We start from the raw sequence: 25,712 nt of genomic DNA, 5'->3' as shown, positions 1-25,712 counted from the left end.
TGCTGTCTGTGCCGGCCCCGGCTGGGCCGGGGGTTGCGCCCTAGATGGCGGCGACGCCGCGTTCGCCGGTGCGGACCCTGACGGCCTCGAACACATCCATGGTCCAGACCTTTCCGTCACCGGCCCGGCCGGTATTGGAGCTGGCGATGATGACGTCCAGGATGTCGTCGGCCTGTTCGTCGGTGGCCAGCACCTCCACCCGGATTTTCGGCAGCAGGTCAACGTTGTACTCCGCCCCGCGGTACACCTCGGTGTAGCCGCGCTGGCGGCCGTAGCCGCTGGCCGCGCTGACCGTCAGGCCCTGTACGCCGTAAGCTTCCAGTCCTTCCCGGATGGTTTCGAGCTTCTCCGGCCTGACGATTGCGGTAATCAGTTTCATGCCCCCACGCTTTCCTTGCCTGTTGCTGATGTGGTCTGCTCTGCAGCCGGTGCCGGCTGGGCAGCGGCTTCCTGCTGGGTCTTGCCCGTGACGAGGTCGTGGAGCGGCTGGAAGGATCCGCCGTGGCCGCCGATGCCGAACTCGTAAGCCGTCTCAGCGTGCAGGCTGAGGTCAACGCCCACGGTTTCCTGCTCCTGGGAGACGCGGAAGCCCATGGTCTTGTGGATGGCGAGGGCGATGATGAGGGTCAGGACCGCCGAGTAGGCGATGGCGATGCCGGCTGCTGCGAGCTGGGCCCACAGCTGGGCGAATCCGCCGCCGTAGAAGAGGCCGCCGCCGGCGCCGTCTTCGGGCAGGGCGATGAAGCCCAGGGCTACGGTGCCGATGATGCCGGACACGAGGTGGACGCCGACGACGTCGAGGGAGTCGTCGAAGCCCCAGCGGAACTTCAGTCCTACGGCCAGGGCGGAAGCGACACCGGCCACGACGCCAAGGCCGAGGGCACCGACCGGGCTGACGTTGGCACAGGCGGGGGTGATGGCAACCAGGCCCGCGACGACGCCGGATGCGGCACCCAGGGAGGTGGGGTGTCCGTCGCGGATGCGTTCGGTGATGAGCCAGCCGAGCATTGCGGCGGCAGGGGCCGCGATGGTGTTGACCAGGATCAGGCCGCCCTGTTCGGGCGACGAGGCGAGGCCGCCGTTGAAGCCGAACCAGCCGAACCAGAGGATCGCCGCGCCGAGCATGACGAACGGGATGTTGTGCGGACGGTGGTTGGGGTCCTTGCCGAAGCCCTTGCGGTTGCCGATGATGAGGACCAGGATCAGCGCGGCGACGCCGGCGTTGATGTGGACCACGGTGCCGCCGGCGAAGTCGATGGCCGGCCCGAGGGCCTTGCCGATTGCGCCTTCCTCACCGAACAGGCCGCCGCCCCAGACCATGTAGGCCAGCGGGCAGTACACCAGGGTGACCCACACGGGCACAAAGACGCTCCAGGCGCCGAACTTGGCGCGGTCTGCGATTGCACCGCTGATGAGCGCCACGGTAATGATGGCGAAGGTTGCTCCGTAGCCCACCAGGATCAGGCCGTCGGGTGACTCCGCCGTGTTGACTCCCTCAAGGCCGAAGCTGGCGAAGGGGTTGCCCACCATCTGGAGGAAGCCGTCGCCACCCGTCATGGAGTAGCCCCAGAGCACCCAGACGACGCTGACGATGCCAATGGAGATGAAGCTCATCATCATCATGTTCAGTGCTGCCTTGGCACGGGTCATGCCGCCGTAGAAAAATGCGAGACCTGGTGTCATGAACAGCACGAGCGCTGCCGCCACCATGAGCCATACGTGACCTGCGGTAAGTTCCATGGTGCACGTCCTCTCTCATCCGAATTGTGCGGAGTCCTCCGCCTGACAACGCCTTTTTGCGTCCTGTAACAAGGATGTCGGCGGCGTGTTTCGCCCGCGGAGGATTTAGATTGCCGGCCTGTTACAACAACCTCTAGGAAGTAAATGGTGCATATCCGCCTTGTTACGGTTATGTTTCATCCCTTCCGCCGGTCTCCGGCGCCCCACTTTGCAAGGAACTGTGCACCATGACGGCAGATGCCCGCACCAGCGGCACCACTTCAAGGATCCTGGCCCGCCTGCGGCCCCGCCGGGAGAAGCTGCCGCGCGACATCAAGGTGATGCTGGCGGCGGCGTTCCTGATTGCGTTGGGATTCGGGCTTGTTGCCCCCGTCTTGCCCCAGTTCGCCACGACGTTTGGCGTGGGCAACACGGAGGCCGCCGTGATCGTGGCCATCTTCGCGTTCATGCGCCTCGTCTTCGCGCCGGCCGGAGGTGCGCTGATCGCCAGGGTCGGTGAACGCCCGGTCTATGTCTCCGGGCTCCTGATCGTCGCGGCATCCACCGCCGCCTGCGCGTTCGCTGCGAATTACTGGCAGCTGCTGCTGTTCCGCGGGCTGGGCGGGGCCGGTTCGGTGATGTTCACGGTCGCATCCATGGCGCTGGTGGTCCGGCTGGCCCCGCCGGAAAGCCGGGGCCGCGTCTCCGGCGCCTACGCGTCAGCGTTCCTGATCGGGAATGTGTGCGGACCGATTGTCGGCGGCCTGCTGGCGGGCTTTGGCCTGCGCATTCCCTTCCTTGCGTATGCGGCGGCGCTGGTGGTTGCGGCACTCGTGGTGCAGACACAGCTGAGCCACCAGCGCCGCGGATCGGCGGCAGCCCGGGACCGGGCTCCGGACATGCCGTTCTCCGAGGCGCTGCGGGAAGGGGCCTACCGTTCGGCGCTGGCGTCCAGCTTCGCCAACGGGTGGGCAACGTTCGGCGTCCGCATGGCCACGGTGCCGTTGTTCGCCGCCGCCGCGGTGGGGGCCGGCCCCGAGGCAGCAGGCCTTGCCTTGGCGGTCTTCGCCGCGGGAAACGCGGCAGCCCTGACGGTCTCCGGGCGGCTGGCCGATTCGCTGGGCCGCAAACCCATGATGCTCTGGGGCCTGGCGGTGGCAGGACTGGCCACCGCCGGCATCGGCTTCACCCACGACCTCCCCTGGTTCCTCGCCGCGTCCGTGCTGGCAGGGGTGGGTTCGGGCCTGCTGGGCCCCGCCCAGCAGGCCGCGGTCGCGGATGTCATCGGCAACGGCAGGTCCGGCGGCAAGGTGCTCGCTGTCTACCAGATGACGTCCGACGTCGGCGCGATTGTCGGCCCGGTCGTCGCCGGGTTGCTCGCGGACCGGCTGGGCTTCGAATGGGCCTTCGGGGTGACCGGCGGAATCCTGCTGGCCGCGGCGGCCGCGTGGCTGGCCACACGGGAACCACTGCGGCCCGCCACGTCGGGGGACGTGGCGGGCCGCGGTTAGGCCTCCGCACTGCGGGAGGCCGGCGTTTCCGCTGCTAGTTCAGGAGCGCGTCCACGAAGCCCTCGGCGTCGAACGGGGCGAGGTCGTCCGCGCCTTCGCCCAGCCCGATCAGTTTGACGGGGACGCCGAGTGTCTTCTGGATGGCGACGACGATTCCGCCCTTGGCCGTCCCGTCCAGCTTGGTCAGGACGATGCCGGTGATGTTCACGACCTCTGAGAAGACCCGCGCCTGGTTGAGCCCGTTCTGGCCCGTGGTGGCGTCGAGCACCAGCAGGACCTCATCAACATCCGCGAGCTTCTCCACCACGCGCTTGACCTTGCCGAGTTCATCCATCAGGCCCACTTTGTTCTGGAGCCGGCCGGCTGTGTCGATCATGACGACGTCGACTTCCTGGTCGATGCCTGCCTTGACGGCTTCATAGGCCACGGAGGCGGGGTCTGCGCCGTCGATGTCAGATTTCACGGTGGGCACGCCCACGCGCTGGCCCCAGGTGGCGAGCTGTTCGGCGGCCGCGGCGCGGAACGTATCAGCGGCGCCCAGGATCACGTCCTTGTCTTCGGCCACCAGCACCCTGGCCAGCTTGCCCACGGTGGTGGTCTTGCCCACGCCGTTGACGCCGACCACCATCATGACAGCCGGCTTCCCGTCGTGCCGCTGGACGTTCAGGCTGCGGTCCATGGCGGGGTCCACCACCTTGACCAGTTCCTCGCGGAGCATGGCCTTGACGTGCTCCGGACTGCGGGTGCCCAAGACCTTGACCCGCTCGCGCAGGGCGTCGACGAGCTGCATGGTGGGTTCGGTGCCAAGGTCTGCCAGGAGCAGGGTCTCCTCCACCTCATCCCAGACGTTTTCGTCGATCTTGTCGCTGGACAGCAGAGCGAGCAGGCCCTTGCCCATGACGTTGTTGGAGCGGACCAGTCGTTCGCGCAGGCGTGCCAGGCGTCCTGCCACGGGCAGCGGGGTTTCAACCGGGATGGTTTCAAGGCCGGCGGCGTCGTCCGGGACCGTGGTGTCCACACCCTCAAGGTCCCGCTCCGCGGGCGCCGTGCGCTCCGCGGGCCGCGCCGTTGCCTGGTCCGCGTCCGCTGTCGCGGTGCCGCCGCCGGGACGCACCTCGGGGTCGTTGGCATCGCGCGTGCCGGGGTAGCGGTTAATGTTTTTCCGCGTCTTGAGCAGGACGGGAATGAACGCCCCGACCACCACCAGGGCACCGAGAATGGACAGGACAATGGGAAGGATGTCATTCACTCCCCTAGCTTCTCATAACCGCCGGGGCCGCCCGGTTGCCCGGGCCGGCGCCTGACCTGCCCCGACGGGACCTGCCTGGCAGGGGCCGCCAGTCAGTCCCCGCCGAGCCGCTGGCTGATGACGGTGGAGACGCCGTCGCCGCGCATCGTGACGCCGTAGAGGGCGTCGGCCACTTCCATGGTCCGCTTCTGGTGGGTGATGACGATGAGCTGGCTGGACTCGCGCAGTTCCTCGAAGATGGTGATCAGCCGGCCCAGGTTGGTGTCGTCCAGGGCCGCTTCCACCTCGTCCATGACGTAGAACGGCGAGGGCCGGGCCTTGAAGATGGCCACGAGCAGGGCCACCGCCGTGAGCGACCGCTCGCCGCCGGACAGCAGGGACAGCCGCTTGATCTTCTTGCCGGCCGGGCGGGCCTCGACGTCGATGCCGGTGGTCAGCATGTCGGCGGGGTCGGTCAGGACCAGCCGGCCTTCACCGCCCGGGAAGAGCCGTTCGAAGACCCGGACGAACTGGGCCTGGGTGTCCTCGAACGCCTCGGCGAAGACGCGCTGCACCCTGTCATCCACTTCCTTGATGATGTCCAGGAGGTCCTTGCGGCTGGCCTTGAGGTCTTCGAGCTGGGTGCTGAGGAACTGGTGGCGTTCCTCCAGGGCGGCGAACTCCTCCAGCGCCAGCGGGTTGACCTTGCCCAGGCTGGAGAGATCGCGTTCGGCTTTCCGCAGCCGCTTCTCCTGCTCTGCCCGAACATAGGGAACGCCCTCGACGATCGCAGCGCCGTCGGCATCCACGGGGGCACGGAGGGCAGCCCATTTGTCCCCCGACTCCCCGGCCGGCACCGGAACGGGGACATGCGGACCGAAGTCGGCAACCAGGGCGTCAGGGGTGATGCCTAGTTCATCGATGGACCGGGTTTCCAGTGTTTCGATCCGTGCCCGCTGCTGTGCCCGGGCCAGCTCATCACGGTGGACGTTGTCAGTGAGCTCGGCGAGTTCCTTCGCCAGGGCCTCGTTCGCGCTGCGGAGCTGCTGCAGTTCACGGTCCCGCTGCTCCCGGTTCTCCTCGGCGAGGTCGCGGGCGTGACGGGCCAGGTCCACGGAGATGTCCACGAACCCGAGTGACGTCTCCACGGCGGCGCGGACGGCTGCGGCCCTGCGCGCCTCGATCCGCCGCCGCCGGGCACGCTCGGCCGCTTCTTCGCGGGCGCGGCGTTCGGCGGCAGCCGCCCGCTCCAGGGACGCCACCCGGTTGCGGGTGGCAGCGGCCTGCTCCTCCGTGCTCCGGAGGGACAGCCGTGCTTCCACTTCCGCGGCGCGGGCGGCCGACGCGGCCCGGGCCAGTGCGTCGCGCTGTTCCGTGGACGGCTCGTCCTCCAGTGGGGCTTCCTGGGCGGCGGCCAGCCGGCCGGCCATGGCGGCGAGCGCTTCCTCTTCCGCCGCCACATTCTCCTCGGCGCGGGCCAGCGAGGCCTCCAGCCTCCCGCTTTCGCCCACTGCGCTGCGCAGGACGGAGTTGAGGTGTCCCAGCCGCTCGGCCACCGCGGCCAGGCGGGCGTCGGACTCATGCAGCCGGTCCAGGGCGGCATCCGCCCGTTCCTGCGCCCCCGCGCGCCTGGCTTCCGCGGCCGCGAGGGCGAACCTGTTGCGCTCCAGGGCGCTGGTGACCCCGGAGAGCTGCCCCTCGGCGTCGTCCACGGCGGCCTGGACTTCCAGGAGCGAGGGCGCCTTGGCGGAGCCGCCGGTGACGGACACCGCGGTGAACACGTCCCCGGCGTGGGTGACGGCGGTCAACTCCGGGTGTTCGGCCACCAGGGCCGCAGCGGCCGGGACGTCAGGGACGACGACGGTCCGGTGCAGCAGGTGCCGCACCAGCTTAAGGCTGTCCCCGGTCGTCTCCACCAGGTCGGCGGCGGGTTCGACGCCGGCGCGCAGCGGCGGAAGGGCCTCCGGCCCGCCGGGCGGCGCAGGTGAGGTGAGCAGCAGCGAGGCCCGTCCGGCGTCGTCATCCTTGAGCCGCTGCAGCACGGACGCGGCCGTTGGGGCGTCCTCGACCAGGAGCGCTTCTGAGGCATCCGCGAGGGCGGCGGCGATGGCTGTTTCGAAGCCCGGCCGCACGCGGAGCCCGTCGGCGAGGGCACCCCGGACTCCGCTGATCCCGGCCTGCAGGAGGTGCTGCGCTGCGTCCTTGCGCTCAAGGCCCAGCTTCAACGCGTCCAGCCGGGCAGCCAGCGCGTCGCGGCGGCGCAGGCCGTCGTTGACGTCCGCTGTCAGCTGCGAAATTTCCTGCAGGACAGTGTCGAGTGCTTCGCTGGCCGCCTCATACTCGGCGTCGAGTGATTCCTCGCCCTCTTCCACTCCGGCCACCTGGTTTTCCAGGGCGGTGAATTCAGCCTGGGCCTGTGCGCGCCGTTCGGCACCTGCGGCCTGGGACTCGCGCAGCCTGCCCAGCTCGGCCTGGGCTGCCTCCACCCGGGACCGTGCGGCGGCCACTTGTCCGGCCAGCCGTGCCAGTCCTTCCCGCCGGTCGGCCACGGCCCGGAGTTCGGCGGTCAGGCGCTGGTCCTCGGCCTGCGCCGCGCGTTCGGCTTCTGTTTTGGCTGCCGTTGCTGCTTCCAGGGCTTCGCGCCGCTGCGTCAGGGATTCCTCCAGCCCGGCGAGTTCAGCTGACACGCGGGCCGCCTGGCGTTCCAGCTGTTCAGGATCGCGCCCGGTGGCCGGTGCGTCGTCCACGGAACCAAGGAGGCGGCTGCGCTCCTGGGCCAGGGATCCGAGGGACCGCAGCCGTTCCCGGACCGCGGTCAGCCGGTACCAGGTGTCCCGGGCGGCGTTCAAACGTGGCGTTGCCTCTGCGGCTAGCTGTTCCAGGGCGGCCTGTTCCCGGCGACCGGCTTCGAGCTGCTGCCCCACCTCAGTGCGGCGTGCCTTCAGCGCGGCTTCGTCGGCGACGTCCTGTTCGAGGGCGGACTGCAACTGGACCAGATCATCGGCGAGGAGCCGGGCGCGGGCGTCGCGGACATCGAACTGGACCCGCTGTGCCCGGCGGGCCACCTCCGCCTGCTTGCCCAGCGGGGTCAGCTGGCGGCGGATCTCCCCGGTCAGGTCGGCGAGGCGCTGCAGGTTGGCCTGCATGGCCTCCAGTTTCCGCACCGTACGCTCCTTGCGCCGGCGGTGCTTGAGGATTCCCGCTGCCTCTTCGATGAATCCACGGCGGTCCTCGGGTGTGGCGTGCAGGACCCGGTCCAGCTGGCCCTGTCCCACGATGACGTGCATTTCGCGGCCCATGCCGGAGTCCGACAGGAGTTCCTGGATGTCCAGCAGCCTGCAGCCGGACCCGTTGATGGCGTACTCGGACCCGCCCGTGCGGAACAGGGTCCGGCTGATGGTGACTTCGCTGTATTCGATGGGCAGGGCGCCGTCGGTGTTGTCGATGGTCAGGGATACCTGGGCCCGGCCCAGCGGCGGGCGGCCGGAGGTCCCGGCGAAGATGACATCCTCCATCTTCCCGCCGCGCAGGGTTTTGGCGCCCTGCTCCCCCATCACCCAGGCGAGGGCGTCCACCACGTTGGATTTGCCGGAGCCGTTGGGACCCACCACCGCAGTGACTCCGGGTTCGAAGTCGAAGGTGGTGGCGGAGGCGAAGGACTTGAACCCCCTGACGGTCAGGCTTTTGAGGTGCAAGGCGTTTCGGGTCTCCTGGACGGTGCTGGCGGCTGCTTGGCGGTCCTAATCTACCGGGTTGCCGCCGAAAAGCCGCGGACGCGGATCCGCCTGTCACCGGAGCCGGCGCCGGGGACGCCGCCGGTCACGGAGTCAGCGGACGACGGCGGGAGACAAGGCGTGCTACCAGCGTCCGTTGCGCGGCCGGGGCTGGCACACCGGGCAGGTGTGCGAGGAACGGTTCATGAACTGTTCCCGGCGGATGGTGGCGTGGATTCCCGCTTCGGCGCAACGGCGGCATGGCTGGCCTTCGCGCCCGTACGCATTCAGCGACCGGTCGAAGTAACCGGACGCACCGTTCACATTCACGTAGAGGGAATCGAAGCTGGTGCCGCCGGCCGCGAGGGCATCGAGCATGACCTCACGGGTGCTCGCCAGGAGGCGTTCCGCGTCAGCGCGCCGGAGCTTGTCTGTGGGCCGCGCATAGTGGAGCTTCGCCCGCCACAGGGCTTCGTCGGCATAGATGTTCCCGATGCCGGAGACCAGGCCCTGGTCCAGCAGGGCACGCTTGAGTCCTGTTTTGCGCCGCCGCAGCCGCTGGTAGAACAGCTCGAACGGGAATGCCGGGTCCAGCGGATCACGGGCGATGTGGGATGCCTCTTCGGCGATCAACGGCACGGGTGACTCGGAGAGCCCGCCGGGGCCGCCGTCGTCGGTGGGTACCAGTGCCGTGACGAAGAGGCCGCCGAAAATCCGCTGGTCCACGAAGCGGAGTTCTCCGGGCATGCCGTCGCGGGCGCTGAGCCGGAACCGGACCTTGAGGTGCTTCTCATCCGGCACCTCCGGATCCTGCATCAGAAGCTGTCCGCTCATTCCAAGGTGGGCCATCAGGGCGACGGCCGGCCGGCGTGGGGTTTCGCCGGGGCCGGCGTCCGGTGTGGCGTCGGCCAGCGGGAGCCAGAGGAACTTTCCGCGGCGTACGACGTCGGTGACGGTGGCGCCTTGGAGGTTTCCGATGAAGTCCTCGGTCCCCAGGGCGTGGCGGCGGATGGACCGCGGGTCCAGGACGTCCACGGACTCAATGGTCCTGCCGCGGACCCAGCTCACCAGGCCGCGCCGGACCACCTCCACCTCGGGAAGTTCAGGCATGGCGCTACTTGGCCGCGGCGGTACCGGAGGCGGTGCCGGTGGTGTCGGAGGCGCCGTTTCCGGACAGCACGCGCCACGCGTCCGCCGCTGCTTCCTGCTCCGCTTCTTTCTTGGAGTGCCCGGTGCCCTTGCCGTAGGCGGTGCCGCCGACATGCAGGACCGCGGTGAAGGTCCGGGCATGGTCCGGTCCGGCGCCTTCCACGGCGTAGTGGATGGTGCCAAGCTGCCGGCTGGCCGCAAGTTCCTGGATGCTGGTCTTCCAGTCGGTGCCGGCGCCAAGCACGGCGGCGTCCTTCAGCAGCGGGCCGATGAGGCGCATGACCAGCTGCCGGGCCGTCTCAATGTCGTTGGAGACGTAGGTGGCGCCGATCAGGGCTTCCATGGTGTCGGCAAGGATGGACGCCTTGTTCTTGCCCTCGGTGAGCTTTTCGCCCTGGCCGAGGTAGATGTACTCGCCGATGCCCAGGCTACGTCCGATGTTGGCCAGGGCGCGGGTGCTGACCACGGCCGAACGCCGCTTGGCGAGCTCGCCCTCGGGCAGCTCCGGGTTGTCCCGGTAGAGGGCATCAGTGACGGAGAAGCCCAGGATGGAGTCGCCCAGGAATTCCAGGCGCTCGTTGGTGGGTATGCCGCCGTTTTCGTAGGCGTACGAACGGTGTGTGAGCGCAAGACGAAGCGTCCCGGCGTCAATAGTGACACCGAGACGCTTCAGAAGCTCTTCAGTTGAAGACATCAGTCAGCCTGAGGGCCGATTAGACGTCAGCGACCTTGCGGCCCTTGTACTCAAGGAACAGCGCAGTGCCAGCAGAGTCGGTGACGACCTTAGCCTGGTGCGGCAGGCTGTAGGTGACCTGGCCGTTTTCAACGGTCTTCACCAGGTGGGGGGCGGTCGCCTTCCACTGCGAGCGGCGGGCGCGGGTATTCGAGCGAGACATCTTCCGCTTGGGAACAGCCACGGCTAACTCATTTCTCTCTAGACAAACACGTACAAATCAATTTTGCCGGTCAGGCTTAGCCAGATCAGCTAGGGCAGCCCAGCGAGGATCCAGGACCTCGTGGTGGTGCCCCGGCTCGTCTTCCAGGCGCACTCCGCATTCGGAGCAAAGGCCCTGGCAGTCTTCCCGGCACACCGGCTGGAACGGCAGATTGGTGACAATCGCGTCCCGCAACACCGGTTCAAGATCGATTACATCGTGCTCGACTCGACGTTGCTCTTCACCTTCTTCTTCGTCCGAAAACTCAGCGCCTTCGTAGAAGAACAGTTCTTGCACATTGACCTCAAGGTCATACGCAAGGGGATCCAGGCATCGGCCGCATTCCCCGGTGACACCGGCGAGCACGGTTCCTGATACCAGAATTCCTTCGTGTACGGCCTCCAGTTTCAGATCCAGCCCGACATCCGAGCCTTCCTGAACACCAATGAGCGCCACACCAAGTTCCCCCGGTGCGGGTACATGTTCCTTCAGTGTCCGCATGCTTCCCGGGCTGCGCCCGAGGTCCTTGACGTCGAACGCCAGGGGCGAACCAGCATCTCTTTTAATGAGAACTCCTGTTGAACATATGACCGACGTACAATCTTAGCCTGAAGAGCCGCGGGGACTCAAACCGGCCGGCGGTGCCGCCGAAGTACCGGTCCAGCCTACCGCCTGGGCTGCTGATCTGCCGAAGGCTCGCCCGCCAGGATCCGCCGCAGCACCGATCTGGGGACATAGTCCGAGACGTTCCCGCCCAGCCCCGCCACTTCCTTGATGAGCGTCGAGGACAGGTGGATGTAGTGCGCCTCGGCCGGCAGGAAGACCGTCTCCACCCCGCTGAGCTGCCTGTTCATGGTGGCCATGGGCAGTTCATAGTCGAAGTCGGACGAGGACCGCAGACCCTTGACGATGGCGGAGACGCCGCGCTGCCGGCAGTAGTCCGCGAGCAGCCCGTCGCCCACCGGCTCCACCACGATCCCTTTCAGCGATGCAAGGGTTTCCCGTGCCATCTCCAGGCGCTCATCGAGCGTGAACCGGTACTTCTTCGCATAGTTCGTGGAGATCGCCACGATGACCTCGTCGAACAGGCCCGCGGCCCTGGCGATTACTTCGAGATGGCCGTTGTGGATGGGGTCAAAGGATCCGGGGCAGACAGCTCGTCTCATGCTCCGAACCTACCCCATGCCACGCCCGGGATACCATGACTGGATGCACGCGTCACGGGAACTTTCCGCGCCCTCCGCCCCGGCTCCGTGGCAGCGGACCGCCCTGGGTGCAAACCTCCTGGCTCTTGACGGCGGCCTTGGCGTCACCATCTTCGAAGAGATGACCTCCCTGGCCGCCAGGACGGGCGCCATCAACCTGGGCCAGGGATTTCCGGACGAGGACGGTCCGCAGGAAATCCTCGACGCCGCCCGTGATGCCATCGCCGCAGGCGCGAACCAGTATGCTCCCGGCAAGGGCACCCCCCAGTTGCGTGAAGCGGTGGCCGGCCACCAGGAACGCTTCTACGGGCTGACCCCTGATCCGGCCACGGAAGTCATTATCACCACCGGAGCCACCGAGGCCATCGCGGCATCCCTCCTTGCCTTCACCGGCCCGGGGGACGAGGTCCTCACCTTCGAGCCGTTCTACGATTCCTACGGGGCGGTCATCGGCCTGTCGGGCGCCACCCACGTCACGGCGCCGCTGCTGGCGCCGGACTTCATGCCGGACATGGCCGCCCTTGAGGCCGCCTTCAGCGAACGGACACGGGTGGTGCTGCTCAACAATCCCCACAACCCCACCGGAGCGGTGTTCCCGCGTGACGTGCTCCAGAAGATCGTGGACCTGGCCCGGCGGTATGGTTCGCTGATTGTCACGGACGAAGTCTACGAACACCTCACTTTCGGTGTCCGCCACATCCCGGCCGCTTCGCTGCCCGGGGCGGCAGAGCGGACCCTCACCATCTCCTCCGCCGGCAAGACCTTTTCCGTCACCGGCTGGAAGATTGGCTGGCTCACGGGTCCCGAAGACCTGGTGGCGGCTGTTCGCACGGTCAAGCAGTTCCTGACCTACAGTTCGGGCACCCCCTTCCAGCCCGCCATCGCTGCGGGGCTGGCATTGCCGGACAGCTTCTACGAAGGAGTCGCAGGGACACTGGAGAGAAAGCGCGACATCCTCAGCGACGGTCTCCGCGCCGCCGGCTTCGGGGTGTACGCGCCCCAGGGTACGTACTTCGTCAACGTGGACACAGCACCGCTGGGCATCACCGATTCCGTTGACCTTGCCCGCCGCCTGCCGGAACTGGTCGGTGTCGCAGCCATTCCGGTGCCGGTCTTCTGCCACCCGGAAGGCGCCGAAAGGACCCGCAGCCTGCTGCGTTTCGCCTTCTGCAAGAAAGCCGACGTCCTTGAAGAGGCAGCGTCCAGGCTGGCCACGCTCAGCAGCAGGCTGTGATGGCCGGCAACAGCACCGGACCGTCGCGGTTCCTCCGGGCGACCGGCCAGCACGCCACCATCGAACCGGATGCCTTTACGGCCGGCGGCTACGTCCTGAGTATCGGCGGCGCCGAACAGTCGCATGTCAACCTCGCCCACCCGGAGGATGTCTTCTACGAGTACCTGCGAAGGGTGGCGCACCTGGTGGACTTGGCTGCACCTCCGGGAGCACCCGTGCGTGCCCTCCACCTTGGAGCGGGTGCGCTCACCCTGGCCCGTTACATCCAGGCGACCCGTCCCGGGTCGGTGCAGTACGCGGTTGAACTGGAGCGTGAACTCCTCGATTTCGTCCTGCGGCACCTTCCGCTGCCGGAGGGCACAGACCTGCACACCATCATCGGCGACGCCAGGGAGGCCCTTGGCGGGCTTGAGCCGGAACTCCGCTTCGACGTCGTCATCCTGGACATCTTCTCGGGGCCGGAGGCGCCGGAGCACATCGCCTGCGCCGGGTTCTACCGCGAGGTCCGGGAAAAGCTCGCACCCGGGGGGCTGCTGGTGGTCAATGTGGGTGACGAGCCGGCGCTGACGCTGGTCCGCAGCCAGGTGGCCGCGCTGCGGGAGGCCATGCGGGACGTGGCGGCCTTCGCCGAAAGCGGGATGTTCGCGGGCCGGTACCCGGGCAACATCATCCTGGCCGGGACCCAGGTGCCGTGGCCGCAGGAGTGGACGGCTGAACTGGTGGCCCGGGGACCGCACCCCGCACAGGTGCTGGCGGGCGTTGACCTGGACCGGCTTTCCCCCTAAGACGTGCCACGGCCGCGCCGTGCCAGTCAAGGCCCGTCCCGGCCGCTTTGTGGTGTCAGTCTTCCCCGGCCGCCGGCAGGTCGTCGCCTTCGATGGCGTCCGGAACGGACGGTTCGGCGAACCACAGACGGGTTTCACCGTATTTTTTCTCGGCAAACCGCTCCACGTCGGTTGGCCACGCCGGCTCGGGGGACCGCGAGGACCGTTCTACAACCACGACGGCGCCCGGGGCCAGGTGCGTGGCGAGCTTCCTGAGGGCAGCCGCCAAAGCCACTTCCTCCAGCGGGTAGGGCGGATCCATGAACACGAGGTCCCACAGCGCTGTTTCGTGTGCGCGTTCCAGGAAGGGCTCCACCTTGGAGCGGTGGACGGTGACTGCCTTGCGGCCCACCACACCGTTGATCAGGTCCGCATTGCGCTGGCAGACGGCGCTGGCCTTCGCGTCGGCCTCCACCAGGTCCACTGCCCGGGCTCCCCTGCTGGCGCTTTCCACTCCCAGGGAGCCCGACCCCGCATACAGGTCCAGCACCCGCGCGCCGGAGATCACGTCGAAGGCGTCCAGCCTGGAGAAAAGCGCCTCCTTGACCCGGTCTGTAGTGGGGCGTGTCAAGGACCCGGGAACTGCCGTCAGCGGTGTTCCGCCCGCCGCTCCGGAGATGATCCGGCTCATGCGGCCACCACCGTTCCGGTTCCGCCGGTGCGTCCCCTGCTAACCACGTTCAAGGAACGCCTCCTTTTCGGGATTGAGGTATCGGTCAATGGCATCGGCCAATTCGGTGTGGGCGTCGAGGGCGGGATCCGCGGCCACGATTTCCTGGGCATCGGAGCGTGCCTGGGCGATGACGTCCCCGTGCTCCAGTACGCGCAGAAGCCGCAGCGTTGACCGGCCGCCGGACTGGGATGCGCCCAGGATGTCGCCTTCCCTGCGGAGCTTGAGGTCCTCCTGGGACAGCACGAAGCCGTCGGTGGTCGATGCCACGGCCTCCAGCCGCCGCCGGCTGGGATGGCCGCGCTCCAGGGACGTCACGAGGAGGCAGGTCCCGGGCAGCCCGCCGCGGCCCACCCGTCCGCGGAGCTGGTGGAGCTGCGAGATACCGAACCGGTCCGCGTCCAGGATCACCATCAGCGTGGCGTTGTGGACGTCCACGCCCACCTCGATCACGGTGGTTGAAACCAGCAGCTTGACGGTGTTGGCCAGGAACCGGGCCATGGTGTCAGACTTCAGGTCCGGGTCCTGGCGGCCATGCAGCGGCGCCAGCGGGATGCCGGCAAGGGACGGTTCATCCTGCAGGTGTTCGACGACGGCAGTCACCGACGCCAATTCCCGTCCGTTGTCCTCCAGGCCAACGTCGGCCGGTTCCGCCTCGCCGGGGGTGAAGTCACCGTCGTCGTCGGTGCCGATCTTCGGGCATACGACGTAGACCTGGTGGCCGGCGTCGATTTCCTCGCGCGCCCGTGCCCAGATTCGCCCGGCCCAGCCGGGGTTCTCCGCCAGGCCCACCAGGTGGGTGGAGATGGGCGCCCTGCCCTTGGGCAGCTCATCGAGCGTGGAGGTTTCAAGGTCACCGAATACGGTCATGGCGACGGTCCGCGGGATGGGGGTTGCGGTCATGACCAGCAGGTGCGGAGGTTTCCTCGCCTTGGCACGCAGGGCGTCACGCTGCTCCACGCCAAACCGGTGCTGTTCGTCCACAACGATCAGCCCGAGGTCGTAGAAGGAAACGTTGTCACTGAGCAGGGCGTGTGTTCCGATGATGATCCCCGCCGTTCCCGAGGCAGCATCCAGCAGGGCCTGCTTCCGGGCCGCGGCGGGCATGGATCCGGTGAGCAGGGTGACCTGCACGGATTCCCCGTCCTGGCTGCCCAGGGCGCCGAGCAGCCCGTCCCTGGACAACGGACCGAGCGTGCGGCGGATGGAGTCGTAGTGCTGCGCGGCAAGGACCTCGGTGGGGGCCAGCAGCGCGGCCTGCCCGCCGGCGTCCACTACCTGGAGCATGGCGCGCAATGCCACCACCGTCTTGCCCGAGCCCACTTCACCCTGCAGCAGGCGGTTCATGGGGTGGTTTTCCGCGAGCCCCGCGGCAAGGGTTTTTCCGACGGCGGCTTGGCCGTCCGTGAGCGTGAAAGGCAAATTCCGGTCGAAGGCTGCCAGAACGCCGTCCGTCACCGGCCGCCGGGCCGTTGCTTCCTCCGCCGCCAGCTGGGACCGGCGCCGCGCCAGGGCGGACTGCAGGACCAGTGCCTCCTGGTAACGGAACCGGTGGCGGGCCCGTTGCCAGTCCGCGGCGGTCTCCGGTTCGTGGACCAGCCGGTAGGCCGTGGCCAAAGGCAGGAAGTCTTCCCGCGCTGCCACGGAGGCCGGCACGGGGTCCGGTACAGCGCCCAGGTCAACGGTTTCCAGCAGCGTGGAGATGACCTTCTGGATTTTCCAGCTGGGGAGCTTAGCCGTGGCCGGGTAGACGGGGATGGGCATTGCCGCGAGTTTTTCGGGGTCGTCGCTGCCGGCCGTGAAGGGATCCGAGTCAAGCACCTGGAAGTCGGGGTTGGTGAGTCCCAGGGCGCCCTTGAAGCTGGTGACCTTACCGGAAAACAGGGCCCGGCGTCCTGGCAGCAGCTCGCTCTTGGCCCGGTAGGCGTTGAAGAAGCTGATCTTCAGGGTCCCCGGCACCTTGCCGTGGAAGTCTGTGCCGCCCACCAGCCTCAGGCCGCTCCGGCCGTCGTCGTCGGAAATGACGACGTCGGTGATGGTTCCCTTGCGTGCCTGCATGGAACGGGTGCTGCTGGAGAGCACGCGGGCAATCAGGGTGACTTCCTCGTCCCGCGGCAGCTCGCTGATGGGTGTCAGTTCGCCGCGGGCCATATACCGGCGCGGGAAGTAGTTGAGCAGGCCCTCGACGGTGGTGATGCCAAGGTGTTTTTCGATCACCCCTGCCGAACGCTTGCCAATGCGGCGTTCCAGGGGAAGCCCGGGCTCAGCGTTCATGCCCACCGGAGTCCACTGCCTCCTGGAGCGCCTGGTCCCGGTGGCTGGAGGTGTCGGACAGGGCACTGATGGAGATGTCCGTGGGGATGCCCAGGCTGCGGATGAGTTCGACGGCGGGACCGGGCGTGGGGACGTGGACGTGGACCCGCCACCTGTAGGTACCGTCGCCGGCTTCCCCGCCGCCGAGCTGGCTCATGATGACCGACTCCCCCAGCTCGTCCAGGTGCTGCCGGAGGGTTGCCGCGTCCAGCGGTGAGAGGTTGATGGTGCACATCACCTCCACACCGTCGTCAACCGGCATGCTGGCGTGGATGTGCGGATCCTGGACGCTGTATCCGTGAAGATCGTCAAGCAGTGAGCTCTGAAGTTCCTCCCCCAGGACGACGGAGCGCAGGCAGTCAAGGATGAGCAGGAGCCCCACGCCGCCGGCGTCCACGACGTGCGCGTCCTGCAGGGCGTCAAGTTGTTCTTCCGTGGACACGACGGCGGCCAGGGCTGCGGCAACAGCGGCATCGAGCGTCACACCGAGGGCATGGTTGCTGTCGTCCCCCGGGTGCAGGGCATCGATCTCGGCGGCGGCGAGCGACGCAGCCTCCATGACGGACAGCATGGTGCCGGGCACGGGGTCGCTGAGGGCGGTCCAGGCCCGGATCTGGGCGCGGTGCAGCGCTGTGGCCAGGAGAGCGGAACTGAGCCGCTGCTGGCCGGCTAGGGGTTCGGCGGCGGCGCAGAGGAAGACCGAAAACAGCGTCCCCGAGTTGCCGCGCGCTTTCTCGAGCGCGGCCTGGCCGGCGTGCGCCAGGACCGCTCCGACGTCGGTGACACCCGGATCCATGGCCTCGAGGGCATCGGAGGCGGCACGGACGGTGAGATAGAGGTTGGTGCCGGTGTCACCGTCGGCGACAGGGAAGATGTTGATGGCGTTCAGGCGGTCGCTGTGGTTGCCCAGGGCGGTCTCCGCTTTGTTCAGCCACCGCCTCATGGCCTGGGCGTTGGCGGCGATCTTAGTCTGCAAAGTGGTCCCATCCCCCGGTGTCCGCGGCCCGGCCCGCGATCGTCACGCGCGGACCTTCGTCGATTCCCAGTGCTTGTATCGAGCCTATCGCAGTGAATCCGGGAGGAAGCTGAATATCCGGCGGGAAAGTGGCCAGCAGCCCGTGGTCTTCCCCTCCGCTGAGCACCCATTCCATGGCGTTCCGGCCCAGCAGGCGGGCCGCAGGTTCCACCCCGGCGGCGAGAGGGCCCAGGCGGTCCGGATCCAGGTCCATGGCGACGTGGCTGGCCAGCGCCATCCGGCGGCCGTCGCGCAGCAGCCCGTCCGAGACATCCAGCATGGCGGTGGCGCCGGCTTTCCGGGCGGCCGGGCCGGCCTGGAGCGGCGGCACCGGCCGGCGCTGGCGTTCCGTCAGGTTGCGCAGTCCGTCGTCGAGCTGTTCCATGGGTACCCCGGATTCGAGCAGGGCGAGGCCGGCGGCCGCCTGCCCGGCCGTACCGGCCAGCGCCAGGACGTCACCCGGTTGCGCGCCTGAGCGCAGCACCGGCGGGCCGCCGTCGAGCGTCCCCAGCACCGCAACGGTGACCGAAATTTCCCTTCCGCGCCCCAAGTCGCCGCCGGCGACGGAGCAGCCGTCCGCACCAAGGCCCCGGATGCCTGCCGTCAGGCCGTCGGCCAGGTCCTCCACCCAGGTGACGGGGGTGTCGGGCGGCAGTGTCAGGCTGACCACCATGGACGTGGCACGTGCTCCCATCGCGTTGATGTCGCTGAGGTTCTGTGCGGCAGCCTTCCAGCCGACATCAAAGCCTGTGCTCCGGTACCCGTTGGGCCAGGCCAGCCGGAAGTCCTGGTCCTGGACCTGGGTGTCGATGCTGATGACCGTCCTGGCATCCGGTGCGCTGATGATCGCGGCGTCGTCCCCGGGGCCCAGGAGGGTGGCCGCGGAATGTGTCGCGTCCACCGCCAGTCGCGGGAAAATCCGCGACAGCAGCTCGGCTTCGGAGAGGGCGGCGACTGCCGGAGACGCGTCCCCGGCCATACGTTTTTCAGGCACCCCACTACGCTACAGCGCGGGTCCGACATTCCCGGGTGTCCGGGCACTGGGCCGCCCACGGAGACTGGCAGGGGCGGTCCAGGCCGATGACAGGAACCTCCAGCCGCGGCTATAGGCTTGGAATATGCACCGTCCCCAGCTGTCCCTGCCCCACCGCGCTGTCCGGACGGCGCTCCTTGGAGCCTTCGTGGCCGTTCCGCTGGCAGGCTGCTCCGCCGCCGTCGACGTCACGGCTGCACAGGATGCTGCGAACCCCGCCTGCGCACCCATGATGGTGGCGCTGCCCGACGCCATCGGCGACTCCAGGCTGCGACAGACCAACAGCCAGGCCACGGCCGCGTGGGGGGATCCATCGTTGGTAATCCTGCGGTGCGGAGTGAACGTGCCGGGGCCAACCACTGACCGCTGCGTGACGGTTAACGGCATCGATTGGGTGATCAAGGAGGGCGACCCCGTGTGGACGCTCACCACCTACGGCCGGGAGCCCGCCACCGAGATCCTGATGGACCCGGACAAGATCAGCTCGGCCACAGTGCTGGCCGACCTCGCCACAGCGGCCGGCAAGGTGCCGGCCAGCCGTAACTGCGTGGGCCAGGAGGAACTGCAGGACCTGCCCAAGAGCCAGTAGGTGATGGGCCCGCCCACCGGGCCCGGGTCAGCGAAGGCCGGTTTTCCGGTTCAGGGCAAGGTGGATCAGTTCGTCGATCAGGTCGGCGTAGGCGAGCCCGGACGCTGCCCACATCTGCGGGTACATGCTCTTGGGCGTGAACCCAGGCATGGTGTTGATCTCGTTGATGATCAGTTCCCCGTCCGGGGTGTAGAAGAAGTCCACCCGGCTCAGCCCTTCGGCACCCACGGCGTCGAAGGCCGCGGCGGCAAGTTCCCGTACCCTGGCGATTGCTTCTTCGGGAATGTCGGCCGGGCAGCTCAGTGCGGCGGCGTCGTCCTCCACGTACTTGGCATTGAAGTCATAGAACTCATGACCGCCGCCCGCCACGGAGATTTCGCCCGGCATGGAGGTCCTGGGCGCGTCGGTGCCGCGGCCCTCCAGGACGGCGCACTCGATCTCGCGGCCGACGATGCCTGCTTCGATGACCAGCTTCAGGTCGTGCCGGCGGGCTTCCTCGATGGCTGCGTCAAGGCCTTCGAGGGAGTCCACCTTGGAGATGCCCATCGATGACCCGGCGCGTGCGGGCTTCACGAAGACCGGGAAGCCAAGCCTGTCCACCTGCTTCCGGACAGCTTCCGGATCCTTTTGCCATTGCCGGTCGGTGACGGCAACGTAGGGTCCGACGTGCAGGCCGGCGGCTTCGAACACCACCTTCATGAAGTGCTTGTCCATGCCCACGGCAGAGGCCAGGACGCCGGCCCCTACGTACCGGGTGTCAGAGAGTTCCAGCAGCCCCTGGATGGTTCCGTCCTCGCCGAAGGGTCCGTGCAGCAGCGGAAAAACGACGTCCACGGTGCCCAGCTCCTGCGGGACCTCGTTGGGCGAAGCGACGATCAGCTGGTGCTCCCCACCAATCTCCGCCAGGGTGACCGTTTGGGCGGACGGTGCCACCTCGGGAAGGGCCGAGGCCGCCAGTGACCACTGGGCGGTGTCGGTGGAGGCGAGGACCCACTGCCCGGTCTTGGCGATTCCGATGGGAATGACCTCGTACTTGTCCTTGTTGATGGCGCCGAGGACCCCGGCGGCGGTGACGCAGCTGACGGCGTGCTCGGAGGACCGTCCGCCGAAAAGGACCGCTACCCGCGGTTTGCGGCCGGCGGGAGTGCCGGAGGTCGGGAGGGTGTGGGACATGGTCAGTAATCGCCTTCGGGTTTCAGTTCGCGGGACAGCAGGACCGGTCCCAGTTGGTCTACGGACAGCTTGCCTGCCAGCACGGCCACGACGGCGGCGGTAATGGGCATCTCCACGCCCAGCTTGCCGGCCAGTTCGTGCACGGCCTGCCCGGACTTGATGCCTTCGGCGGTCTGGGTCATCTTTTGGCCCACCTCCTCCAGCGTCAGCCCCTGGCCCAGCAGGCGGCCTGCGGTGTGGTTCCGCGAGAGGGACGATGAACACGTCGCCACGAGGTCGCCCAGCCCGGCGAGGCCGGCCATGGTTTTGGCTTCGCCGCCGAGCGCCAGGGCAAGGCGGGATGTTTCGGCCAGGCCGCGCGTGATCACCGACGCCTTGGTGTTGTCGCCCATCTGCTTGCCCTCGCAGATGCCGACGGCCAGGGCGATGACGTTCTTGACGATGCCGCCGATTTCGACGCCCACCACATCGGAGGTGGTGTAGGGCCGGAAGTAGGGTGCGGTGCAGCTGCGGGCCAGCCAGCCGGCGGCTGCGGATTCAGTGCACGCCACCACCGATGCGGTTGGTTCCTCGCGGGCGATTTCCATGGCCAGGTTGGGGCCGGAGACGACGGCGATGCGTTCCGCGGGCAGGCCCAGCTCCTCGCTGATGACCTGGCTCATGCGGGCGTCGGTTCCCAGTTCGAGCCCCTTCATCAGGGACACGACGATGGCGTCGGGGGCGATCAGTTCCCGCCATTGCCTGAGCTGCGGCCGCAGGGACTGGGCAGGGACCGCCAGGACAACGAGGTCTGCCCCGTCCAGCACCGTGGCGACGTCGGTCGAGGCGGTGATGCTCGCCGGCAGCGGCACGTCCTTGAGGTACTGGTCGTTCCGGTGCGCGCTATTCACCTGCTCAACGACCTCGCTGCGGCGGCCCCAGAGCCTGATGTCGCGGGGGGTCCCTGCTGCGGTGGCAGCGTCAGCCAGTATTTTGGCGAAGGTTGTACCCCAGGAACCCGCGCCCAGGACGGCGACGGTGCGGGCCGAACCCGACAGATCCAGGGTCACGGCGCGTCCGTCCCGCCGGCGGCCTGGCCGCCACGTTCAATGAACCGGCCGTGCCTGGATTGCTGCTTCCTGGCCGGATCCCAGCGTTCGGCCGGCGGGGTCTCGCCCCGAAGGCCGGCGAGCAGCTCCGTGATGGCATCCATGATGGCCTCGGTGGCCGCGGTGAGCGTTGCCTTGTCCATGGGCTGCCCGGCGAAGGCACTGAGATCCACCGGGTCCCCCACGACCACGCGTGAGGTCTTGCGCGGGAACAGGTGGAAGCGCTTCCCGTACCGGGGAAAGACTTCGTGGGCGCCCCAATGGGCAATGGGAACCACCGGGATGCCGCCCTCCAGGGCCAGCCGCGCTGCTCCGGTGTGGCCCTTCATGGGCCACAGGTCGGGGTCGCGGGTCAGGGTGCCCTCGGGGTAGATGATGATGGCACCGCCCTCAGCCACGATCTCCTGGGCGACCTGCAGCGAGCGGTTCGCTCCCGCCGTCGAACGTTCCACCGGGACCTGCTTGGTGGCGTGCAGGAGCCAGCCCAAGCCGGGGACCTTGAAGAGTCCGGCTTTGGCCAGGAAGTGCGGCGCACGCTTCTGGTTGTAGAGCATGTGGCCCACCACCAGCGGGTCGATCTCGGTGCAGTGGTTGGGCGCGGCGATGAAACCGCCGGAGGGAAGCTTGTCCACGCCTTCCCACTTCTTGGCCATCATGAGGTTCAGCAGGGGCCGGGCGATGCCGGCGATGAACACGAATGTGGCCCTGCTCTTGGCAGATTCCTTCACGGCGGCTGCTACTTCGCGGCGGTGATGTCGAAATCGGCACCGAGCCCCGCCAGCTTCTCCGTGAAGCGTTCGTAGCCGCGGTTGATGATGTCGATGCCGGTGACCCGGGACACTCCGGTGGCAGCGAGTGCCGCGATGAGGTGGCTGAAGCCGCCGCGCAGGTCCGGCACGTCAATGTCCGTGCCCTTGAGCTGCGTGGGTCCGGATATCACGGCGGAATGCAGGAAGTTCCGCTGCCCGAACCGGCAGGGAACGCTGCCCAGGCATTCCCGGTGCACCTGGATGCTGGCACCCATGCGGATGAGGGCGTCGGTGAAGCCGAAGCGGTTCTCGTACACAGTCTCGTGGACGATGGACACGCCCTCCGCCTGGGTCAGCGCCACCACGAGGGGCTGCTGCCAGTCCGTCATGAAACCCGGGTGGACATCGGTTTCGAGGACCAGGGGGTTCAGCTTGCCGCCGGGGTGGTAGAACCGGATCCCGTCCTCGCCGATGTCCATGCCGCCGCCCACCTTGCGGTAGGTGTTAAGGAAGGTCATCATGTCGCGCTGGGAGGCGCCTTCAACGAAAATGTCGCCGCGCGTGACGAGGGCCGCCGAAGCCCAGGACGCTGATTCGTTCCGGTCGGACAGCGCACGGTGGTTGTAGCCGCCGAGGTCCCGCACGCCCTCGATCCGGATGGTCCGGTCCGTCTGCACGCTGATGATGGCGCCCATCTTCTGCAGGACGGCGATGAGGTCGATCACCTCGGGCTCGGTGGCCGCGCCCGTCAGTTCGGTGATGCCCTCGGCCCGGGTGGCGCTCAGCAGGACCTGCTCGGTGGCGCCGACGGACGGGTACGGCAGCGAAATCTTCGCGCCGTGCAGGCCCTTGGGCGCGGAGATGTGGATGCCGCCGGGACGCTTTTCCACCACCGCGCCGAACTGGCGGAGCACGTCGAGGTGGTAGTCGATGGGCCGGTCGCCGATCTTGCACCCGCCGAGGTCCGGAATGAACGCTTCGCCAATGGCGTGGATCAGCGGGCCGCAGAGCAGGATGGGAATCCGCGAGTCGCCGGCGTGGGCGTCGATCGCGGTGCTGGGGGCCGTTTTGGCCGCCTTCGGGTCCAGGGTGAGGTCCCCGGTGACGGGGTCCTTCTCCACGGTCACGCCGTGCAGCTGGAGGAGGGAGGTGACGACCTCCACGTCCTTGATTTCCGGAACGTTCCGCAACACCGACGGTTCGTTGCCCAGCAACGCCGCCACCATCGCCTTCGGGACGAGGTTCTTCGCCCCCCGGACGTTGACGCGGCCAGTCAGCGGGACGCCGCCGCGGATTGTCAGAACACTACTCATATACCGGTTTCCTCACGATTACTCGCCCCCAAATCCTTGCAAAGGCTCCAACCAAGCATAGGAGGTCGCGTTACCGAACCGAAATACGCGCGCACCTTGGGCAGGGCGTGGCGAAGTGCCCCCGGCCGGTGCACGGCGCAGGGGCACTTCGTTCCAGGCTAGGAAACCTTGGCCGGAAGGGTCTTGGGCTTGAAGGTGGGGCGGGTGGCCTCGTAGGCCGTGATATCCGCCTCATGCTGGAGCGTCAGCCCGATGTCGTCCAGGCCTTCAAGCAGCCGCCAGCGGGTGTAGTCGTCGATCTCGAAGGGCGCCACGATGTTGCCGCAGACCACGGTCTTGGATTCCAGGTCCACCGTGACCTGCGTGCCGGGGGCATTTTCGAGCTCTTTCCAGATCAGCTCGATGTCGTCCTGGGCCACCTGGGCGGCGAGCAGGCCCTGCTTGCCCGAGTTTCCGCGGAAGATGTCGGCGAACCGGGAGGACAGGACCGCCTTGAAGCCGTAGTCCTTCAGCGCCCAGACAGCGTGTTCGCGGGAGGACCCGGTGCCGAAGTCGGGGCCGGCCACCAGGACGGAGCCGGCGTTGAAGGGCTCCTGGTTCAGGATGAAGGACGGGTCCTTGCGCCAGGCTGAGAACAGGGCGTCCTCGAAGCCGGTGCGGGTGATCCGCTTGAGGTACACCGCGGGGATGATCTGGTCCGTGTCAACATTGCTCTGGCGCAGCGGGACGCCGATGCCGGTGTGCTTGGTGAACTTTTCCATGATGCGTCCTATGTTGCGTCGGTGCGGATGGCGGCGGATTCGGGGGCGGGGTCAAGGTCCGAAGGCGAGCTCAGGGTGCCGCGGACGGCGGTGGCGGCTGCCACCACGGGAGAGACCAGGTGCGTGCGGCCGCCCTTGCCCTGGCGTCCTTCGAAGTTGCGGTTGGAGGTGGAGGCGCACCGCTCCCCCGGTTCCAGCTGGTCGGGGTTCATGCCCAGGCACATGGAGCAGCCTGCGAAGCGCCATTCGGCGCCGAAGTCCTTGAACACGCGGTCCAGGCCCTCGGCCTCCGCTTCGAGCCGCACCCGGGCGGAGCCGGGCACCACGAGCATGCGCACCTTGGGGTCCTTTTCGCGGCCGCGGATGATGTCGGCGGCCGCGCGCAGGTCCTCGATGCGGGAGTTGGTGCAAGAGCCCAGGAAGACAGTGTCCACCCGGATGTCCTTCATCGGGGTGCCGGCTTCCAGGCCCATGTACTGAAGGGCGCGCTCGGCGGCGGCCTTGGCGTTTTCGTCCCCGAAGTCTGCGGGGTTGGGGACGGCCTCGGACAGGGAGACACCCTGGCCGGGGTTGGTGCCCCAGGTGACGAACGGCTCCAGCGTGTCGGCGTCCAGGTCAACCTGGGCGTCGAAGGTGGCGTCGTCGTCGGTCTTCAGGGTGTTCCAGTATTCGACGGCGGCGTCCCAGTCCGCGCCTTCGGGCGCGTGCGGGCGGCCCTTCATGTATTCGTACGTGGTTTCGTCCGGGGCGACCATGCCTGCGCGGGCGCCGGCTTCGATGGACATGTTGCAGATGGTCATGCGGGCGTCCATGGACAGGGCGCGGATGGCGGAGCCGCGGTATTCCAGGACGTAGCCCTGTCCGCCGCCGGTGCCGATCTTGGCGATGACGGCCAGGATGATGTCCTTGGCGGTGACGCCGGGGCGCAGGGTGCCCTCGACGTTGATGGCCATGGTTTTGAACGGCTTGAGCGACAGGGTCTGGGTGGCCATGACGTGCTCCACCTCGGAGGTGCCGATGCCCATGGCCAGCGCACCGAACGCGCCGTGGGTGGACGTGTGCGAGTCGCCGCAGACCACCGTCATGCCGGGCTGGGTGAGGCCGAGCTGGGGGCCGACCACATGGACGATTCCCTGGTCGGCATCGCCCAGGCTGTGCAGCCGGACACCGAACTCAGCGCAGTTGTTGCGCAGCGTCTGGATCTGGGTGCGGCTGGTGAGGTCCGCGATGGGCTTGTCGATGTCCAGCGTGGGAGTGTTGTGGTCCTCCGTGGCGATGGTCAGGTCCGGGCGGCGCAGGGGGCGCCCGGCCAGGCGCAGGCCCTCGAACGCCTGCGGGGAGGTGACCTCGTGGACCAGGTGGAGGTCGATGAAGAGGAGGTCTGGCTGGGCGTTGGCACCGTCGCCGTCACCCTTGCGCACCACGTGGGCGTCCCAGACTTTCTCGGCCAATGTCTTTGCCATGGCCATCTCCCTTCACTGCTGTTTGGC

23 protein-coding genes are annotated in these 25,712 nt (G+C 67.9%); 4 read left to right on the top strand and 19 right to left on the bottom strand.

All coding sequences use genetic code 11. The annotated features are described in order from the left end of the window. Positions 1-40 precede the first annotated feature (40 nt). Entirely contained in the window at positions 41-379 is a 339-nt protein-coding gene (locus tag AS031_RS04545) for a P-II family nitrogen regulator (RefSeq protein ID WP_058266887.1), read from the bottom strand. After that, on the bottom strand, positions 376-1,740 hold the full coding sequence (locus AS031_RS04540; RefSeq protein ID WP_058266886.1) for an ammonium transporter: 1,365 nt from the start codon (positions 1,738-1,740) through the stop codon (positions 376-378). The genes AS031_RS04545 and AS031_RS04540 overlap by 4 nt, the downstream gene beginning before the upstream one ends. A gap of 227 nt (positions 1,741-1,967) precedes the next feature. On the opposite strand from AS031_RS04540, the gene AS031_RS04535 reads away from it, so the two are divergent. Beyond that, on the top strand, positions 1,968-3,230 hold the full coding sequence (locus tag AS031_RS04535; RefSeq protein ID WP_058266885.1) for an MFS transporter: 1,263 nt from the start codon (positions 1,968-1,970) through the stop codon (positions 3,228-3,230). Positions 3,231-3,264: 34 nt separating this feature from the next. Here AS031_RS04535 and ftsY read toward each other — a convergent pair whose 3' ends face one another. The 7 genes from ftsY to coaD form a co-directional block, all read right to left on the bottom strand. Next, positions 3,265-4,479 carry a signal recognition particle-docking protein FtsY gene (gene ftsY / locus AS031_RS04530; protein ID WP_058266884.1) on the bottom strand — a complete coding sequence of 405 codons (1,215 nt, stop codon included), beginning with the start codon at positions 4,477-4,479 and terminating at the stop codon, positions 3,265-3,267. Positions 4,480-4,571: 92 nt separating this feature from the next. Continuing rightward, positions 4,572-8,153: a chromosome segregation protein SMC gene (smc, locus tag AS031_RS04525; RefSeq protein WP_082641941.1), complete on the bottom strand. Its 3,582-nt coding sequence runs from the start codon at positions 8,151-8,153 to the stop codon at positions 4,572-4,574. Between the two features lie 162 nt (positions 8,154-8,315). Beyond that, the gene (gene mutM, locus AS031_RS04520; protein ID WP_058266883.1) at positions 8,316-9,281 is read right to left on the bottom strand and encodes a bifunctional DNA-formamidopyrimidine glycosylase/DNA-(apurinic or apyrimidinic site) lyase; all 966 of its coding nucleotides are present in this window, start codon (positions 9,279-9,281) and stop codon (positions 8,316-8,318) included. Between the two features lie 4 nt (positions 9,282-9,285). Beyond that, positions 9,286-10,014 carry a ribonuclease III gene (rnc, locus tag AS031_RS04515; RefSeq protein WP_058266882.1) on the bottom strand — a complete coding sequence of 243 codons (729 nt, stop codon included), beginning with the start codon at positions 10,012-10,014 and terminating at the stop codon, positions 9,286-9,288. A gap of 19 nt (positions 10,015-10,033) precedes the next feature. Beyond that, entirely contained in the window at positions 10,034-10,237 is a 204-nt protein-coding gene (rpmF, locus tag AS031_RS04510; protein WP_009356569.1) for a 50S ribosomal protein L32, read from the bottom strand. A gap of 36 nt (positions 10,238-10,273) precedes the next feature. After that, positions 10,274-10,798, bottom strand: coding sequence for a YceD family protein (locus tag AS031_RS19425; RefSeq protein WP_074446915.1), 525 nt, complete (start codon positions 10,796-10,798; stop codon positions 10,274-10,276). A gap of 122 nt (positions 10,799-10,920) precedes the next feature. Further along, positions 10,921-11,421, bottom strand: coding sequence for a pantetheine-phosphate adenylyltransferase (gene coaD / locus AS031_RS04495; RefSeq protein ID WP_058266879.1), 501 nt, complete (start codon positions 11,419-11,421; stop codon positions 10,921-10,923). A gap of 43 nt (positions 11,422-11,464) precedes the next feature. On the opposite strand from coaD, the gene AS031_RS04490 reads away from it, so the two are divergent. Together AS031_RS04490 and AS031_RS04485 are read left to right on the top strand one after the other, a co-directional pair. Continuing rightward, a complete protein-coding gene (locus AS031_RS04490) occupies positions 11,465-12,694 on the top strand; it encodes an aminotransferase class I/II-fold pyridoxal phosphate-dependent enzyme (protein WP_176716498.1) in 1,230 nt (409 codons plus the stop codon). After that, on the top strand, positions 12,694-13,479 hold the full coding sequence (locus AS031_RS04485) for a spermidine synthase (RefSeq protein WP_169793858.1): 786 nt from the start codon (positions 12,694-12,696) through the stop codon (positions 13,477-13,479). Before AS031_RS04490 ends, AS031_RS04485 begins: the two co-directional genes overlap by 1 nt. 55 nt (positions 13,480-13,534) lie before the next feature. Here AS031_RS04485 and rsmD read toward each other — a convergent pair whose 3' ends face one another. From rsmD to AS031_RS04465, 4 genes are read right to left on the bottom strand one after another with little or no spacing between them, the layout of a single operon-like run. Then, on the bottom strand, positions 13,535-14,149 hold the full coding sequence (gene rsmD, locus AS031_RS04480) for a 16S rRNA (guanine(966)-N(2))-methyltransferase RsmD (protein WP_058266877.1): 615 nt from the start codon (positions 14,147-14,149) through the stop codon (positions 13,535-13,537). A gap of 39 nt (positions 14,150-14,188) precedes the next feature. Beyond that, positions 14,189-16,462, bottom strand: coding sequence for an ATP-dependent DNA helicase RecG (locus AS031_RS04475; RefSeq protein WP_058266876.1), 2,274 nt, complete (start codon positions 16,460-16,462; stop codon positions 14,189-14,191). Further along, positions 16,452-17,444: a DAK2 domain-containing protein gene (locus AS031_RS04470; RefSeq protein WP_058266989.1), complete on the bottom strand. Its 993-nt coding sequence runs from the start codon at positions 17,442-17,444 to the stop codon at positions 16,452-16,454. Before AS031_RS04470 ends, AS031_RS04475 begins: the two co-directional genes overlap by 11 nt. Positions 17,445-17,466: 22 nt before the next feature. Continuing rightward, a complete protein-coding gene (locus tag AS031_RS04465) occupies positions 17,467-18,495 on the bottom strand; it encodes a thiamine-phosphate kinase (RefSeq protein ID WP_058266875.1) in 1,029 nt (342 codons plus the stop codon). A 139-nt stretch (positions 18,496-18,634) separates the two neighbouring features. Between AS031_RS04465 and AS031_RS04460 the strand changes: the two genes are divergently transcribed. Beyond that, positions 18,635-19,138 (top strand): DUF3515 domain-containing protein, encoded by a 504-nt coding sequence (locus AS031_RS04460; protein ID WP_058266874.1) that lies wholly within the window; start codon positions 18,635-18,637, stop codon positions 19,136-19,138. 27 nt (positions 19,139-19,165) lie between these two features. Here AS031_RS04460 and AS031_RS04455 read toward each other — a convergent pair whose 3' ends face one another. The 6 genes from AS031_RS04455 to leuC all read right to left on the bottom strand — a co-directional run bounded on the left by AS031_RS04455 (position 19,166) and on the right by leuC (position 25,685). Next, positions 19,166-20,311, bottom strand: a complete 1,146-nt coding sequence (locus AS031_RS04455; protein WP_058266873.1) for a D-alanine--D-alanine ligase family protein — start codon at positions 20,309-20,311, stop codon at positions 19,166-19,168. A gap of 2 nt (positions 20,312-20,313) precedes the next feature. Next, a complete protein-coding gene (locus tag AS031_RS04450) occupies positions 20,314-21,360 on the bottom strand; it encodes an NAD(P)H-dependent glycerol-3-phosphate dehydrogenase (protein ID WP_058266872.1) in 1,047 nt (348 codons plus the stop codon). After that, entirely contained in the window at positions 21,357-22,127 is a 771-nt protein-coding gene (locus AS031_RS04445) for a lysophospholipid acyltransferase family protein (protein WP_058266871.1), read from the bottom strand. The genes AS031_RS04450 and AS031_RS04445 overlap by 4 nt, the downstream gene beginning before the upstream one ends. Positions 22,128-22,135: 8 nt before the next feature. Next, entirely contained in the window at positions 22,136-23,461 is a 1,326-nt protein-coding gene (gene murA, locus AS031_RS04440) for a UDP-N-acetylglucosamine 1-carboxyvinyltransferase (RefSeq protein ID WP_058266870.1), read from the bottom strand. Between the two features lie 158 nt (positions 23,462-23,619). Continuing rightward, positions 23,620-24,222 (bottom strand): 3-isopropylmalate dehydratase small subunit, encoded by a 603-nt coding sequence (leuD, locus tag AS031_RS04435; RefSeq protein ID WP_058266869.1) that lies wholly within the window; start codon positions 24,220-24,222, stop codon positions 23,620-23,622. An 8-nt stretch (positions 24,223-24,230) separates the two neighbouring features. Next, a complete protein-coding gene (gene leuC, locus AS031_RS04430) occupies positions 24,231-25,685 on the bottom strand; it encodes a 3-isopropylmalate dehydratase large subunit (protein WP_058266988.1) in 1,455 nt (484 codons plus the stop codon). Between the last annotated feature and the right edge of the window lie 27 nt (positions 25,686-25,712).

The organism is Pseudarthrobacter enclensis, assembly GCF_001457025.1.
GTDB lineage: Bacteria > Actinomycetota > Actinomycetes > Actinomycetales > Micrococcaceae > Arthrobacter > Arthrobacter enclensis.
The sequence above is the reverse complement of the archived record's forward strand: the minus strand, read 5'-3'. Positions and strand labels throughout refer to the sequence as shown.